Raw genomic sequence first — 14,302 nt, 5'->3', positions numbered from 1 at the left:
AAGCCTACCGGGCCAGCGGTCCCCGGCGCAGCCACGGCGCGGGAGTGCGAAGGCGACAATCGGCCGCATACCGGAGTGAAGTCCGTGCGGGCGCCCGGAAATAACCGGTCCCGGCGGCGGTCAGCTGTTCGGTGGTACGAGCACGACGCCCGTGTACGCGACGGCGGCGGTCCCCCGGTTGGCGTAGGAGTGCGGGCGGTCGCCGGCCATGCGCAGCCCGTGGCCCGGGGGCAGGGTCACCTCCTGGCCGCCGACGGTGACCGTCAGCGTGCCGTCGAGGACGTGCAGGAGCTCCACCGTCCCGGCGAGGTGGGCCTCGCTGTGGTGCTCCTCGCCGGGTGCGAGCCGCCAGTGCCACAGCTCGCCGCCGACCGGCCGGCCGGCGCCGGTGACCAGGGTGCCCGCGCCGCCGTCCGGGCCGCTCCACAGGACGGGCTGGTCGTCGGGCGGTGTCGGCTGGAGCAGGGGTGCGGCGGGCTGCTGGAGCAGGTCGGTCAGGGGTACGCCGAAGGCGTCGCAGAGCCGGATCAGGGTGGCGAGGTTGGGGTTGGAGCGGGCGTTCTCCAGCGCGACGAGCATGCCCTTGCTGACGTGCGCGCGCCCGGCGAGGGTGTCGAGGCTCCAGCCCCGTTCCTTGCGCAGCGCGCGGGCGCGGGCGGCGACGGCCTCCATGACGGACCGGTCGTCCGTAACGGACCGGTCGTCCATGGCCGACCGGTCGTCCTCCCGGACGGGCCGGCCGTCGGCGGGCGTGCTGTCGGAGCTCATGCCGCCCATCTTCCCGCAACTTCGGCTTCCGGTCGGTCGGTGTTACCGTCGAGTGCAGTGAAATGACCAACGGGAGGCTGGAAATGACGGTGGATCTCGACACGGTGGCCGGGAGCGTGCGGGTGGACGACGCGGTGCGCGCCCTGCGGCCCGACTTCGCCGTCCTGGTGATCGCGGCGGACGGGCTGCCGACGGGCCCGACCGACGCCTGGTCGCGCGGCCTCCTCAAGGACGCCGCCGGGACCGCCGACGGCCTGGACGTCACGGCCGAGCCGCACATCGCCGCCTGGCGGCAGGCGTACTCCGCGTTCGGCGCCAAGCCCGGCCGCACCCGCAACAGCGCCGAGGCCCTGATCCGCCGGGCGCCCGCCGGGCTGCCCGAGGTCAACCTCCTCGTCGACGTCTACAACGCCGTCTCCGTCACCCACCGCCTGCCGGTCGGCGGCGAGGACCTCGGTGCGTACGAGGGCGCCCCGCGCCTGGTGCGCGCGTCCGGCGACGAGCGCTTCGACACGGTGGCGAGCGGTGAGCCCGCCGTCGAACACCCGGAGCCCGGCGAGGTCGTGTGGTGCGACGACCTCGGCGTCACCTGCCGCCGCTGGAACCACCGCCAGTGCGTACGGACGCGGATCACCGACACGACGACCTCCGCGCTCTTCCTGCTCGAACGGCTCGACCCGCTGACCTTCGAGGAGCTCGACGCGGCGGCGGCCGACCTCCTCGGGCGGCTGCGCGAGCGCGCCCCGGGGCTGCGGGCCGTCACCCGCCTCGTGCGCTGAGCCGCCGTCTCACCGCAGCAGCCAGGCGATCAGCGAGAGCGTGACCACGGACAGCAGGGTCGACCACAGGACCACGTCCCTGGGCACGTCGGTGCGGAGCCGGTACTCACCGGCGTAGACGAAGGCGTTCTGCGCCGTCGGCAGCCCGGCGCAGAGCACCACGGCGAACAGCGCGTGCCCGCCGAGCCCGAACGCCCAGCGGCCGACCGCGTACGCGAGCAGCGGCTGCGCCACCACCTTGAGCGAGACGAGCGTCAGCCGCTCGGTGACGCCCTTGGCGTCCAGCGTCACCCTGGTGTTCAGGGACATCCCGAGCGCGAACAGCGCCGCGGGCACCCCCGCGCCGCCGACCGTACGGATCGGCTGGAGCACCTCGGCGGGCAGGCGCAGGCCGAGCGCGGCGACCGCGACACCGGCCGCCGAGGCGCCCACCACCGGGTTGCGCAGCGGCAGTTGGGCGAGGCGGCGCCACTGGCCGCGTACGCCCCGGTGCACGTCCAGGTCGATCAGCACCATGATCAGCGGGGTCACGAACAGCATCTGGAACACCGCGGCCGCGGCGATGAACGTGGTGTCGCCCAGCACGCTCACCGCGACCGGGATCCCGAGGTTGGCCGAGTTCACGTAGGACGCCGCCATCGCGTTGACGGCCCCGTCGGCCGGGCGCGCCCGGAAGGCCGTACGGGAGAGCAGCAGGCCCGTGCCGAACACCGTCAGCAGGCTGATCGCGAACACCGCCACGCCCGGGTCGGCGATCGCGCCCACCGGCGCCGCGGACAGGGTGAGGAACAGCAGCGCCGGCATGGCGAACGTGAACGCGAAGCGCCCGAGCACGCCTTGGGCGTGCGGGCCGAGGGCGCCGGTCCGGCCGGCGGCCCAGCCGAGCGCCGTCACGGCCCAGACGGGTATGAAGCCGGATATCACTTCTTCGGTGCCTGTGCCGTCTTCGCCGTCTTCGCGGGCTTCCCGGCGGCGGCCTTGGCCGCCCGCTTCATCTCCTGCTTGTGCGCCCGCACCTTGGCGAGCGACTCGGGCCCGGTGATGTCGGCCACCGAGCGGTAGGAGCCCTCCTCGCCGTACGCCCCGGCCGCCTCGCGCCAGCCCTCCGGCGTCACGCCCAGCCGTTTGCCCAGCAGCGCGAGGAAGATCCGGGCCTTCTGCTCGCCGAAGCCGGGCAGCTCCTTGAGCCGCTCCAGCAGCTCCGCGCCGCTGCCGACGCCGCTCCACACGGCGCTCGCGTCACCGCCGTAGTGCTCGACGAGGTACTGGCAGAGCTGCTGGATCCGCTTGGCCATCGACCCCGGGTAGCGGTGCACCGCCGGCTTCTCCGAGAGCAGCGCGGCGAACGCCTCCGGGTCGTGGGCGGCGATCTCGTACGCGTCCAGGTCGTCGCGGCCCAGGCGCCGGGCGATGGTGTACGGACCGGAGAACGCCCACTCCATGGGGACCTGCTGGTCCAGCAGCATGCCGGTCAGCGCGGCGAGCGGGCTCCGGGCGAGCAACTCGTCGGCCTCGGGCTGCTGGGCGAGGTGAAGGGTGATGTCCATGCCCCGATGATCGCCCCGGGGAGTGCGCGCGGTGCGCTCCCACGCCCCGTGGGGACGCTCACTTGTCGGCGTGGCCGCCGAGGTAGAACAGCAGCATGATGAAGCCCGCGAAGAGATGCGAGACGAAGACGTAGACGAGGACGCGCAGGGCGACCTGCTTCTCGCGCCACTTCTCGCTCTCAGCGGCCATCACGGGCCTCCCTCACTCCGGGACGGCCCCGGTGACCTCCGCAAGTCTATCGCTGCGGTGTTCGATCACCGGGGCCGTCCCGCGCGGGGGCGGAGCCGGCTACTCCGCGATCTCCGTGCGCTCCCACCACTCGTAGACGACCAGGCGGCCCTGCTCGGACTCCCGGTGCCGCGACGTGACCTTGAAGTGCTCGTACCCGCCACGGAACGGGATCTTCAGCTCGGACCCGGGCGGCGTGATCGGCACGACCCGCTCGGGCAGTTCGTCCGGACCACCTTCGAGGAATGCTCTGGCAGCGCTGCTCATGAACCAGTCTTCCCACACAACCTCGCGCCGCCGCTCCCCGGCACGCCGACGGCCGCCGACCCCGGGAGCCGGATCTTGCGGGCGGGCCGTTGACGCCGTGAGCGGCGGGTGCTTCCGGCTCAGTGCCGCTCGGGCGCCTTCTTCGTGAGCGCGTCGGCTATGCGCAGCGTCATCTGCATCTGGGTCCTGTCGCGGTGCGTGGGGTTGAAGGAGTACTCCGCGCGGCGCCGGCCGTCCTTGGTGGAGACCATCGCCGAGTTGTAGCCCCACCGCTCACCGGTCTTGCCCCACAGGGTGACGCCGTTCACGGTGACCGACTGGAGGCCCATGCTGTACGAGGCGGGGGAGCCGTCGACCATCCGTACGTCCGGGGACGGCAGGGTGAACATCTTGTCCAGGACGGGCTTCGGGAGCAGCTTGCCGGAGAACAGCGCGGAGATGAAGCGGTCCAGGTCACCGGTGGTGGAGATCATCTCGCCCTCGCCCCACGCCTCCGACTGGTTGAAGTCGGTGGCGTCCTTCAGGGTGCCGTCGGACATCGCCAAGTAGCCGTGCACGTGCGGTCCGTGGATCTTGGGGTCGTTGCCGGGCACGGAGGTGTTCCGCAGCCCGAGCGGGCGGAGGATGCGGGCGTCGATCTCCTTGCCGTACGCGTGGCCTGTCACCTTCTCGACGAGCATCGCGGCCAGCACGTAGTTGATCCCGCGGTACTCCTGCTGGGTGCCGGGCGTGGCCTTCAGCGGCTTGCGGGTCGACAGGGCGACGAGCCGCTCGGGTGTCCACTGGTCGTTCCGGTGCTTCAGGACGTTCTCCGGTGTCGACATGTCGGGCACGTCCGGGCCGGTCTCGTCGGGGAGGCCGCTCGTGTGGTTCAGCAGCTGGCCGACGGTGATGGGGGCGTAGTCCTTCGGCAGCAGGCCGGGCAGGTAGTGCTGGACGGGGGTGCCGAGGTCGACGCGGTGCTCGGCGACCAGCTGGAGCACGGTGGTGGCGACGAAGACCTTGGTGATGCTGCCGATCCGGAACCGGTCGTCCGCCCGGACCGCCCGGCCGGTGCGGAGGTCGGCCTTGCCGGACGTGCCGTACCACTGCCCGGCCGAGCCGCTCACCCGCAGCTGGGCCGCGGTGGCCTGCGGGTGCTGGAGGTCGGAGATCGAGGCGCGCAGGGCCTTGGTGTCGAGGGGCGGCACCGTGGGGGCGGCGGCCGCGGCGCCGCTCGCGGGAAGAACGGCGGTCAGCAGCAGCGCGCCGGCGACGGAGGCGCCGACCAGGGCCCGGCGGGGCAGGGAGGAGGAGTTCATGACGCCATGCTGTCGGCCGGCACGGACATTGATCATCGGGGATCGCCCCCAGCGGACCCGGAGCCGACCCTGAGGCGCACCGGGGTCACCGGGTGCGGGGCGTCAGGGCCCGGACGCGCCTGCCACAGCGTCGAGTTGACGCATTCCCCGGGAATTCATGAGCGGCCGCGGAGGTCAAGCGATAATCAATCCTCCGGTTCTATGAGGGAGTTGTGCGGGGAGACTGCCGCCGGGCGGCGCGTGTGGCGATTCGGATTCGTCCAACAGTGCAGTCGGGTCTGCCAGGTCCGGAGCAATAGTCGAGCGTAAAGATTGCCGTCAAGTGGCCGTCAAATGTTTTAAGGACACTTGAAATGCGGGCGGGCTTCACCTTCCTCATCCGCCTCGGGTCCCAGGTGTTACCACGGGTGTCGCGCGATCCGGCGGAGGCGCGCCCGCGACCGGCTGATCAGCCGTTACGTCTTCACGAAGGCCGGAAGAGTGGTAGTGGACAACTCTTGACACGCGGCCGGTCAACCCAGAGGATCAGCACACCGGTTCACGGCGAGAAGCGAGCGGAATCCGGCCCTCCGTTCAGCGGTCAGGGTCCCGCCGGCCGAGCTGTACGTCCGGCCAGTTGCTCTTTACATGGGGGGATGGATCCGTTATGGATCACAAACGAGTCGCCGCGCGCTGACGGCGCCGCAGCGATAATTCGCGCATATTCATGAAGCTCGGAAAGCATGGGGATCGAGCGCCGATTCCGTTGAATGCGTTCGGCGCCGCAAATTTCTGACGAGGGTCGCTCCGGGAGTGGATGCCGGGTGCCCGCGATCGTCACTGCAAGGGTGTTGCCCGGGGGCGGCATGACGGACCTTTGTCGGCTTCCATTCGTTCAACTCCTGTCTCATTCCACGTAGTTGTCCACCCAGCCCGCTCCGGGCGCCGTCGTCATCGGTGCCGACGGCGTCAGAGGCCGGGCCCGCCGGGTCCTGGGCCCCGGGAGTGCCGTCGTGTGTCACGTCCGGCGCCTTTCCCGGGCCGCCCTTCGCCGTGCCGTCGCCCGCGCGCGCCGTCGCGCGGCCCGGCCCCGGCGCGCCCGCGCCCGGCGTAGCGCGCCGCCTTCCGCGCACGGGCCCCGTACGGCCGTACGCGGATCTGTGCGCGGCGCGGCGGGGCGGGCTGCCCGAAGCTCTTGATCCTGCCTGGCCTGACCGGCGAGAACAGCCTGGTCACTAAGGAGTTCAGCGAAATGGACCACGCATTCACCGGAGCCGGTCGCCTCACCGACTGCCTCCCCGACCTGCTCCGGGAACAGGCGCAGCAGCAGCCCGACGGCATCGCCGTCGTCCAGGCGGACGACACTCTCACCTACCGCGAGCTGGTGACACGCGGCTCCGGCCTGGCGGAGCACCTGCGAAGACTGGGCGCGGCCGCGGACACGTGCGTCGGCCTGTTCGTCGAGCCGTCGATGGAGCTGATGATCGGCGCCTGGGGCGTCCTGTTCGCCGGGAGCGCCTATCTTCCGCTGTCGCCGGAGTATCCCGAAGAGCGCCTGCGCTACATGATCGAGGACACCGGGACCACGGTCATCTTCTGTCAGGAACACCTCACCGCCCGGCTGGCCGAACTCGCCCCGAGCGGCACGCGGATCGTCACCCTGCGGGACGTCGAGGCGCCCGCGGCCGCGCACCCGGAGAGCGGGCGCGAAGAGCCCGCCGACGGCCCGCGCCCGGACGATCTCGCGTACATCATCTACACCTCCGGCAGCACCGGAAAGCCCAAGGGGGTGATGATCGAGCACCGCAGCATCGTCAGCCAGATGCGCTGGCTGCGCGAGGTCCACGGCATCGACCGGACGAAGACCGTGCTCCAGAAGACGCCCATGAGCTTCGACGCGGCGCAGTGGGAGATCCTCGCCCCGGCCTGCGGCAGCAAGGTCGTCATGGGCGCCCCCGGCGTCTACCGCGACCCCGAGCGGATCATCGAGACGATCGCCCGGCACGAGGTCACCACGCTCCAGTGCGTCCCGACCCTGCTCCAGGCGCTCCTCGACACCGAGGAACTGCACACCTGCGCCTCCCTGACCCAGATCTTCAGCGGGGGAGAGGCGCTGACCAGGAACCTCGCGGTGGAGTGCCTGGACACCATGCCGCGCTGCGACCTGATCAATGTCTACGGGCCGACCGAATGCACCATCAACTCCTCGGCGTTCACCGTGGACCGGGACACCGTCAAGGAAGGGCCGCACGCGATATCGATCGGTGCGCCGGTGCACGGCACGGACTACTTCATCCTGGACGAGCGGCTCTCGCCGGTGGCCGCGGGGGAGATCGGCGAGCTCTGCATCGGCGGCGTCCAGCTGGCGCGCGGATATCTGCACCGGCCGGACCTGACCGCCGACCGCTTCGTCGAGCACCCCTTGGCGGCCGGCGGCCGGGGCGGAAGGCTCTACCGCACGGGCGACCTCGCGCACTGGAACGCCGACGGCACCGTGCAGTTCGCGGGCCGCACCGACAACCAGGTCAAGCTCCGGGGATTCCGCGTGGAGCTGGACGAGATCAAGCTGGCGATCGAGACCCACGACTGGGTCAAGAACGCCGCGGTCATCGTCAAGGAGGACCCCCGCACCGGCTTCCAGAACCTCATCTCCTTCATCGAGCTCAATCCGAAGGAAGCCGCGCTGATGGACCAGGGCAACCACGGCGCCCACCATCAGTCCAAGAAGAACAAGCTCCAGGTCAAGGCCCAGCTCTCGAACGCGGGTTGCCGTGATGCCGAAGAGCTCGACGGCAAGCCGGCCGTCGCCCTTCCGGGCGGGACACCGACCCCCGCGCAGCAGGAGCTGGTCTTCGCCCGCAAGACCTACCGCTTCTACGAGGGCGGCCCGGTCGGGAAGGCCGACATCCTCCGGCTGCTCGGCAGGAAGGTCACCGGCATCGCCCCGCGCGACGTCGGGGACCTGAGCCTGGCGGAATTCGGGGAAATCCTGCGGTACTTCGGGCAGTACCCCAGCGACGAGCGGCTCCTGCCGAAATACGGCTATGCCTCGCCGGGCTCGCTGTACGCGACGCAGATGTACCTGGAGCTGTCCGGGATCGCCGGGATCGAGCCCGGCTTCCACTACTACCACCCCGTGGACCACCGGCTGGTGCTGATCGGCAGGGTCACCGAGAGCGACACCGAGAGCGAAACGCCCCGGATCAAGGTCCACTTCATGGGGAAGAGGCGGGCCGTCGAGCCGGTCTACAAGAACAACATCCAGGAAGTCCTGGAGATCGAGACCGGGCACATGGTCGGCCTCTTCGAGGAGATCCTCCCCGCCCATGGCCTGAACATCCAGGACCTGGAATTCACGCCCGCCGTCCGCGAGCACCTGGAGTGCGCGGAGGAGGACTACTACCTGGGGACGTACGAGATATCCGGGCGGGCCGTGCCGCGCCCGGACGACCTTCTCGACATCTATGTGCAGGCCCACCCCGGAAAGGTCGCGGACCTCCCGGCCGGGCAGTACCGCTACCGCGACGGCGACCTGGAGCGGATCTCCGCGGAACTGGTCCTGAAGAAGCACGTCATCGCCATCAACCAGCAGGTCTACGAGCGGGCGAGCATCGGCCTCACCGTGCTCGGCCGCACCCCCGAGGACTGGCGGAGCTACATCGACCTCGGCCGCGTCCTCCAGCGGCTGGAGATGAACGACGTGGACCTCGGCTTCATGTCCTCCGGCTACAGCTCCAAGACCGGCAATCCCCTCCCGTCGGCCAAGCGGATCGACGCGATCCTGAAGGCGAGCGGCAGGGAATCGGGCCCCTCCTATTTCTTCGTCGGCGGCCGGGTGAGCGAGGAGCAGCTGCGCGGCCGGGGGATGAAGGAGGACACCGTCCACATGAAGGGCCCGGCCGAGCTGGTCCGGGACGACCTGGGCAATTTCCTGCCGGACTACATGATGCCCAACCGCGTCCTGGTCCTGGACCGGATGCCGCAGACCGCCAATGGCAAGGTCGACTTCAAGGCCCTGGCCGAGCGGGACGTGGAGCTCGCCGACCGGCCCTTCGTCGCCCCCCGCACCGGGACCGAGAAGCGGATCGGCGAGCTCTGGCAGAAGGGCATGAAGCGGGACTCCGTATCGGTCCAGGACGACTTCTTCGAGGCCGGCGGCAATTCGCTCATCGCGGTCGCGCTCATCAACAGGATCAACCGTGAGTTCGGCTGCTCGCTGCCGCTCCAGGTGCTCTTCGAGTCCCCGACCGTCGAGAAGCTCGCGCGCAGGGTCGACGGCGAGAGCGCCGGGACGTCCTCACGCCTCGTCCGGCTGCGGCGGAAGGGCTCCCTCAGCCCCGTCTTCTGCTGGCCCGGCCTCGGCGGCTACACCATGAACCTGCGGCTGCTGGCCGGCCGTGCGGAGACCGGCCGGCCCTTCTACGGCGTGCAGGCACACGGCATCAACCCCGGCGAGACGCCTTACGACACGATCAGGGAGATGGCCGCCGCCGACATCGAGGAGATCCGGCGGCAGCAGCCCGAAGGCCCGTACACCCTCTGGGGATATTCCTTCGGGGCCCGCGTCGCCTTCGAGACCGCCTACCAGCTGGAGCAGGCGGGCGAGCGGGTCGAGAACCTCTTCCTCATCGCGCCCGGCAATCCGAAGGTGCGGACGGCGGAGCTCCGCAGGGAGTCCACCTACGCCAACAAGGCGTACGTGACGATCCTCTTCTCCGTCTTCGCGGGCGCCATCTCCGGGCCGCTGCTGGAGAAATGCCTGGAAGTGGCGCACGACGACGAGAGTTTCGCGGCGTTCATCGGCGAGAACTCCGAGGGCCTCGACCCCGCACTCGTGCGCCGGGTGACCAGGATCGTGCACCGGACGTACTCCTTCGAGTACGCCTTCCACGAGCTGGCCGAGCGCCGCCTCGACGCCCCGGTCACCCTCTTCAAGGCGCGCGGCGACGACTACTCGTTCATCGAGAACAGCAGCGGATATTCCGCGACGGAGCCGACCGTGATCGAGCTCGAAGCCGATCACTACAGCTTGCTCAAGGACCCCGACATCGCCGAACTCACCGACGGGATCGGCCACCGGCTGCGCGCCGGGAGGGAGCAGGAGAACTATGCCGCACATTAACCTCAAGCACTTTCCCGCACCGCTCACCGAGGAGCGGCGGAGCGAGCTGGTCGCGGATCTGACCGCCGCGGTGCGACGGGCCTTCGGGTGCGACGAAGGGGTGATCTCGATCGGCCTGGAACCGGTCGCGGAAGCGGACTGGAACGAGCGGGTCTACGCCCCCGAGATCGTGGGCCGCAAGGACCTGCTGCACAAGACGCCGAACTACTGACGAACCACCCCGGGGGACGGCCGGACGCCCGGCCCGGCCGTCCCCCGGAACCGCAGCCCCATGACGCGAAACGAGAAGTGACAGTGCGCAACAACAACGCGAACGTACCGCTGGTATTCACCGAAGAGGTGTCCGACGCGATCGGCTCCGGACTCCCTGTGGTGGCCCTGGAGTCGAATGTCATCACCCACGGGCTGGCCTATCCGCACAACGCGGAGACCGCCCGGAAGGTGGAGGCCGCGGTGCGGGCCGGCGGTTCGGTCCCGGCGACGATCGGCATCGAGGACGGCCGCATCCTGGTCGGGATGACCGACGCGGACATCGAGCGCTTCGCACAGGCCCCCGGCATTCCCAAGGTCAGCAGCCGCGACATGCCCGTGGCCATCGCCCGGGGCGGCATGGGCGCCACCACGGTCGCCTCCTCGCTCGTGGCCGCGCGGCTCGCGGGCATTCCCTTCTTCGCCTCCGCGGGAATCGGCGGGGTGCACCGGGGCGCCGAGCGGTCCATGGACATCTCCTCGGACCTGATCCAGTTCACCCGCTCCAAGGTCGCCGTCGTCTGCGCCGGGGCGAAGAACATCCTCGACCTCGGGCTCACCATGGAATTCCTGGAGACGCACTGCGTTCCCCTGGTCTCCTACAAGTCCGACGACTTCCCCGCCTTCTACTGCCTTTCCAGCGGATACCGCAGCCCGCACCGGATCGACGACGAAAAGGTCATCGCCCGGGCCATCGAGGCACATTGGGCCCTGGGCAACGACAACGGCTTCCTGGTCACCAGCCCGGTCGACGAGAAGGACGCCATCGACAGCCGCGAGGTGGAGCAGGCCATCGAGGACGCCGTGCTCGCCGCCGAGAAGGAGGGCGTGCGCGGCAACGCCCTCACCAAATACCTGATGCACGCGGTCGACAGGGTCACCGAAGGCCGGTCCGCGAAGGCCAACATGGCGGTGCTCATCAGCACGGCGGAGGCTGCCGGCCGGATAGCCGCCGCACACGCCGAACTGCTTCGCGAACGCGGCTGATCCGCCCGCCCCCCTTTACCGGACCGCCTCACATTCTTAGGGACCGACTGAAATGACAGACGTCGTAGTCTTCGATCTGGACGGCACGCTCGTCGACACGCCCCGCGCGATCGTGGAGACCTTCACGGCGGCTTTCGCCGCCATGGGCGTGGCCGCGCAGGACCCGTCGGCGGTGCGCGCCACCATCGGCCTGCCGCTGGAGCAGGCGTTCAGCAAGCTCATGGGCATACCCCTGGACGACGCCCGGGTCGCCGAGGGCGTCCGGCAGTACCAGCGGCTGTTCCGGGAGATCATCCTTCCCCGGGCCGGGGAACTGCTCTTCCCCGGAGTCGCCGAGGGCCTGATATCCCTGCGGGAGAAGGGACTTGTGCTCGCCGTCGCGACGAGCAAGTTCTACGCGAGCGCCGACGCGCTGCTCACGGCCGCCGGCCTGCGGGACCTCTTCGCCGTCGTGATCGGCGCGGACCAGGTGAGCAAGCCGAAGCCCGACCCCGAGTCCGGCCGCGCGGTCATGGAAAAGCTCCAGGTGACCGCCGGGGAAACGGTGATGGTGGGCGACACGACCCACGACCTGCTGATGGCCAGGGCCGCCGGAATGCGCTCCATCGCCGTCACCTACGGAATCCACGGCATCGAAGAACTGCGGTCCGCCGGCCCGACCTGGATCGCCGACTCCTTCGACGACGTCCTGACGTGCATCGCCGCGGCATACCCCGCCACGGGCGAGGGCCGGTAATCGTGCTCGGACGGTCGAAGGACCGGCTTCTGGACGCCCGGCGCGCTGCGCGCCCCGGGCGTCGTCATCGTCATCGCCGGAACGTCCTTGTCCAGGGTGACAAGCGCGGCCCGGGAGAAAGGCAAGGGAAATGACTGACGCCACTGTGGTCGAGCAATTGCTGAACGACCGTACGTACCACATCGAGTTCAACGGTCACCTCAGCAACCACGTCAAGCACGCGGTCATCGCCCTCGACGGCCTCGGCGCGAGCCCCGAGCAGATCAAGGCGTACTACGAGAACTACGCGCGGCTGACCACGTACGGCTACGGCCTGGAACCGCCGAAGGAGTCGAAGTACGAGATCACCGAGGAGAACTGGCGGGAATTCCTCGGACAGCGCACCAGCTTCTCCGCCTATTGCGCGTTCTTCGAGCGGCGGGAGAAGGAGCTGGGCACCGACGAGCTCCTGCGCCGGTACGTCCCCGCGCTGCTGCCCGGCTGGGTGGGCGCCTTCACGCACGCCACCATCCACCTGGGCTGGGCGATCGACGCGAAGAACCGCTGGATGACCGTCGAGGGCCTCGCGTACATGGCCTTCTCGTACGTCTCGTGCCACCCGGAGCGGGCGGAGGACGGCGGCGCCGGGGGCGAGCGCGCGGTGGACTCCCTGCTCCGCGTCGCGGGCGCCTGGGAGGACGACCGGGACGCCCTCCAGAACTGGGTCCGGGAGCTGGTCGGCGACACCGCCGTCGGCATCGCCGAGGGCATCCACCCCGAACTCGCCCGGTCGGGCCTGCAGTACCGCATCGCGCGGCTGCTGGGAGCCGGACACCCGCTGATCCACCGCACGCCCGCCTGGATCGACGAGCAGGACGCCGAGGAGAGCTGGGAGCAGCTCCACTATGTGGTGTCCCTGCTCTATCTGGCCGTGCCGGGTGACTTCGTCCTCCTGCACCTGATCACCTCCCTGCACGCGATGGAGCAGATCGCGAGCCGGCTGCCCGCCGAGCAGCGCAAGCACGTCGTCAAGTGCTTCTGGACCGGCATGCTGTGCGTGATCTTCTCCGGCGCCGACTTCCCGGCCCGCGCGAAGCTGGCGGGCCTGCACGCGGCCTTCCGGGACGCCGTCGACGCGGACGTCCCCGAGGTGTGGGACCAGGACTGGCGGCACACGGTCCTCCGCGCCTTCGAGGAGGACGAGGAGCACAACCCCAAGCTGGTCTACGTGATGCGGCGGATGTGGCGGCGCACGGGCCGCCGGTCCGTCTACCGCGTCACCGCGGGGCAGTTCACGGTGACGCCGGGCCTGCCGCCGTCCTTCGAGCAGCCGCCGACGGAATAGCGAACAGAGCGGGACGGCGCCGTACGAGGCGCCGGAGAACACATCCGACTGCGGGGAGAGAAGCCATCATGTCCAGCACGACCACAGCGACGGAGCCGACCGTGTCGATCGAGAAGTACCTCGGCGAAAATGTGCACCTGCTGCCGCAGACGAAGCAGCTGCGGGCCCTGCACACCGTCATCCGTGACCGCCACGCGCGCCGGGAGGACTTCGTCTTCCATTCGGAGCGGATCATCCGCATGCTCATCGAGGCCGGTCTCGACCTGCTGCCCTTCGAGGAGCGCGTCGTCGAGACGCCCGTGGGCCGCGAATACCACGGCCTGCAGTTCTCCGGAAAGCTCTGCGGCGTCCCGATCATCCGCGCCGGGGAGAGCATGGAGGGCGAACTCCGCGCCGTGTGCCGGGGCATACGCATCGGCAAGATCCTGATGCAGCGGGACAAGGTCACCAAGCTGCCGAAGCTCTACTACTCGAACCTCCCGGACGACATCGCCGAGCGGCACGTGCTGCTGCTGGAGCCCATGCTGGCCACCGGCGGCACGGCGCTCGCCGCGATCCAGCTCCTGCTCGATCACGGGGTGAAGGAGGAGAACATCGTCTTCATCAACTTCATCACCGTGCCGGAAGGCATCGCCACGGTCTGCGAGCGCTTCCCGAAGGTGCGGATCGTGACGTCCGCGATCGAGGAGCGGCTGAACGAGAACGCGTACATGATGCCGGGCATCGGCGACTTCGGGGACCGGTTCTACGGCACCGACGCGTGACGGGACCCGGCCTGTCGTACGGTGCGGCCCGATCCCGCGCCGTACGACGGGCGCCCGGCGCGTCAGGGCTTGCGCGCCTCGATGCCCACCGTCCGCGCCGGCGACGGCGCCGCGCGGGTGCATACGTTCGCGACATATCGGGATCGTCACCGAACATCCGCGGTGACGCCACCGGATTTCCCGGTGCCCGGGGACGCGCGCCCCGGCGGCGTCCCCGGGATGCCGGGCGGGCCGGAAGGTGCCCGCCCGG

At 70.0% G+C, this 14,302-nt stretch carries 13 protein-coding genes; 7 read left to right on the top strand and 6 right to left on the bottom strand.

The genetic code is table 11. The features are described from left to right. Positions 1-120: 120 nt before the first annotated feature. Complete coding sequence (locus AB0435_RS17660) at positions 121-768, bottom strand: XRE family transcriptional regulator (protein WP_366004746.1); 648 nt, start codon at positions 766-768, stop codon at positions 121-123. A 62-nt stretch (positions 769-830) separates the two neighbouring features. On the opposite strand from AB0435_RS17660, the gene AB0435_RS17655 reads away from it, so the two are divergent. Further along, on the top strand, positions 831-1,547 hold the full coding sequence (locus AB0435_RS17655; RefSeq protein WP_366427363.1) for a phenylalanine--tRNA ligase beta subunit-related protein: 717 nt from the start codon (positions 831-833) through the stop codon (positions 1,545-1,547). A 9-nt stretch (positions 1,548-1,556) separates the two neighbouring features. Here AB0435_RS17655 and AB0435_RS17650 read toward each other — a convergent pair whose 3' ends face one another. The 5 genes from AB0435_RS17650 to AB0435_RS17630 form a co-directional block, all read right to left on the bottom strand. After that, positions 1,557-2,471 carry an AEC family transporter gene (locus AB0435_RS17650; protein ID WP_366427362.1) on the bottom strand — a complete coding sequence of 305 codons (915 nt, stop codon included), beginning with the start codon at positions 2,469-2,471 and terminating at the stop codon, positions 1,557-1,559. Continuing rightward, entirely contained in the window at positions 2,468-3,094 is a 627-nt protein-coding gene (locus AB0435_RS17645) for an HhH-GPD-type base excision DNA repair protein (protein WP_366427361.1), read from the bottom strand. Before AB0435_RS17645 ends, AB0435_RS17650 begins: the two co-directional genes overlap by 4 nt. A 58-nt stretch (positions 3,095-3,152) precedes the next feature. Continuing rightward, a complete protein-coding gene (locus AB0435_RS17640) occupies positions 3,153-3,284 on the bottom strand; it encodes a DUF6126 family protein (protein ID WP_366004750.1) in 132 nt (43 codons plus the stop codon). A 99-nt stretch (positions 3,285-3,383) separates the two neighbouring features. Continuing rightward, positions 3,384-3,590, bottom strand: coding sequence for a DUF5988 family protein (locus AB0435_RS17635; RefSeq protein ID WP_366004751.1), 207 nt, complete (start codon positions 3,588-3,590; stop codon positions 3,384-3,386). A 119-nt stretch (positions 3,591-3,709) separates the two neighbouring features. Beyond that, positions 3,710-4,891, bottom strand: a complete 1,182-nt coding sequence (locus AB0435_RS17630; RefSeq protein WP_366004752.1) for a serine hydrolase domain-containing protein — start codon at positions 4,889-4,891, stop codon at positions 3,710-3,712. 1,231 nt (positions 4,892-6,122) lie between these two features. Here AB0435_RS17630 and AB0435_RS17625 point away from each other — a divergent pair. The 6 genes from AB0435_RS17625 (at position 6,123) to upp (ending at position 14,052) form a co-directional block, all read left to right on the top strand. Continuing rightward, on the top strand, positions 6,123-9,992 hold the full coding sequence (locus tag AB0435_RS17625) for an amino acid adenylation domain-containing protein (RefSeq protein ID WP_366427360.1): 3,870 nt from the start codon (positions 6,123-6,125) through the stop codon (positions 9,990-9,992). Beyond that, complete coding sequence (locus AB0435_RS17620) at positions 9,979-10,203, top strand: tautomerase family protein (RefSeq protein ID WP_366427359.1); 225 nt, start codon at positions 9,979-9,981, stop codon at positions 10,201-10,203. Before AB0435_RS17625 ends, AB0435_RS17620 begins: the two co-directional genes overlap by 14 nt. Positions 10,204-10,286: 83 nt before the next feature. Continuing rightward, entirely contained in the window at positions 10,287-11,228 is a 942-nt protein-coding gene (locus AB0435_RS17615) for a pseudouridine-5'-phosphate glycosidase (RefSeq protein ID WP_366427358.1), read from the top strand. Between the two features lie 52 nt (positions 11,229-11,280). After that, positions 11,281-11,964: an HAD family hydrolase gene (locus AB0435_RS17610; protein WP_366427357.1), complete on the top strand. Its 684-nt coding sequence runs from the start codon at positions 11,281-11,283 to the stop codon at positions 11,962-11,964. A gap of 130 nt (positions 11,965-12,094) precedes the next feature. Further along, a complete protein-coding gene (locus AB0435_RS17605; protein ID WP_366427356.1) occupies positions 12,095-13,288 on the top strand; it encodes a questin oxidase family protein in 1,194 nt (397 codons plus the stop codon). 131 nt (positions 13,289-13,419) lie between these two features. After that, positions 13,420-14,052 (top strand): uracil phosphoribosyltransferase, encoded by a 633-nt coding sequence (gene upp, locus AB0435_RS17600; RefSeq protein WP_366004796.1) that lies wholly within the window; start codon positions 13,420-13,422, stop codon positions 14,050-14,052. Positions 14,053-14,302 lie beyond the last annotated feature (250 nt).

The organism is Streptomyces sp. NPDC051173, from assembly GCF_040689515.1.
Taxonomy (GTDB): domain Bacteria; phylum Actinomycetota; class Actinomycetes; order Streptomycetales; family Streptomycetaceae; genus Streptomyces.
This window is presented reverse-complemented; position numbering and strand designations above follow the sequence as displayed.

Excerpts from the sequence above, each read along its gene's own strand:
- AB0435_RS17660 (WP_366004746.1), bottom strand. The coding sequence starts at position 768 with ATGAGCTCCGACAGCACGCCCGCCGACGGCCGGCCCGTCCGGGAGGAC.
- AB0435_RS17655 (WP_366427363.1), top strand. The coding sequence starts at position 831 with ATGACCAACGGGAGGCTGGAAATGACGGTGGATCTCGACACGGTGGCC.
- AB0435_RS17645 (WP_366427361.1), bottom strand. The coding sequence starts at position 3,094 with ATGGACATCACCCTTCACCTCGCCCAGCAGCCCGAGGCCGACGAGTTG.
- AB0435_RS17640 (WP_366004750.1), bottom strand. The coding sequence starts at position 3,284 with ATGGCCGCTGAGAGCGAGAAGTGGCGCGAGAAGCAGGTCGCCCTGCGC.
- AB0435_RS17635 (WP_366004751.1), bottom strand. The coding sequence starts at position 3,590 with ATGAGCAGCGCTGCCAGAGCATTCCTCGAAGGTGGTCCGGACGAACTG.
- AB0435_RS17630 (WP_366004752.1), bottom strand. The coding sequence starts at position 4,891 with ATGAACTCCTCCTCCCTGCCCCGCCGGGCCCTGGTCGGCGCCTCCGTC.
- AB0435_RS17625 (WP_366427360.1), top strand. The coding sequence starts at position 6,123 with ATGGACCACGCATTCACCGGAGCCGGTCGCCTCACCGACTGCCTCCCC.
- AB0435_RS17620 (WP_366427359.1), top strand. The coding sequence starts at position 9,979 with ATGCCGCACATTAACCTCAAGCACTTTCCCGCACCGCTCACCGAGGAG.
- AB0435_RS17610 (WP_366427357.1), top strand. The coding sequence starts at position 11,281 with ATGACAGACGTCGTAGTCTTCGATCTGGACGGCACGCTCGTCGACACG.
- AB0435_RS17605 (WP_366427356.1), top strand. The coding sequence starts at position 12,095 with ATGACTGACGCCACTGTGGTCGAGCAATTGCTGAACGACCGTACGTAC.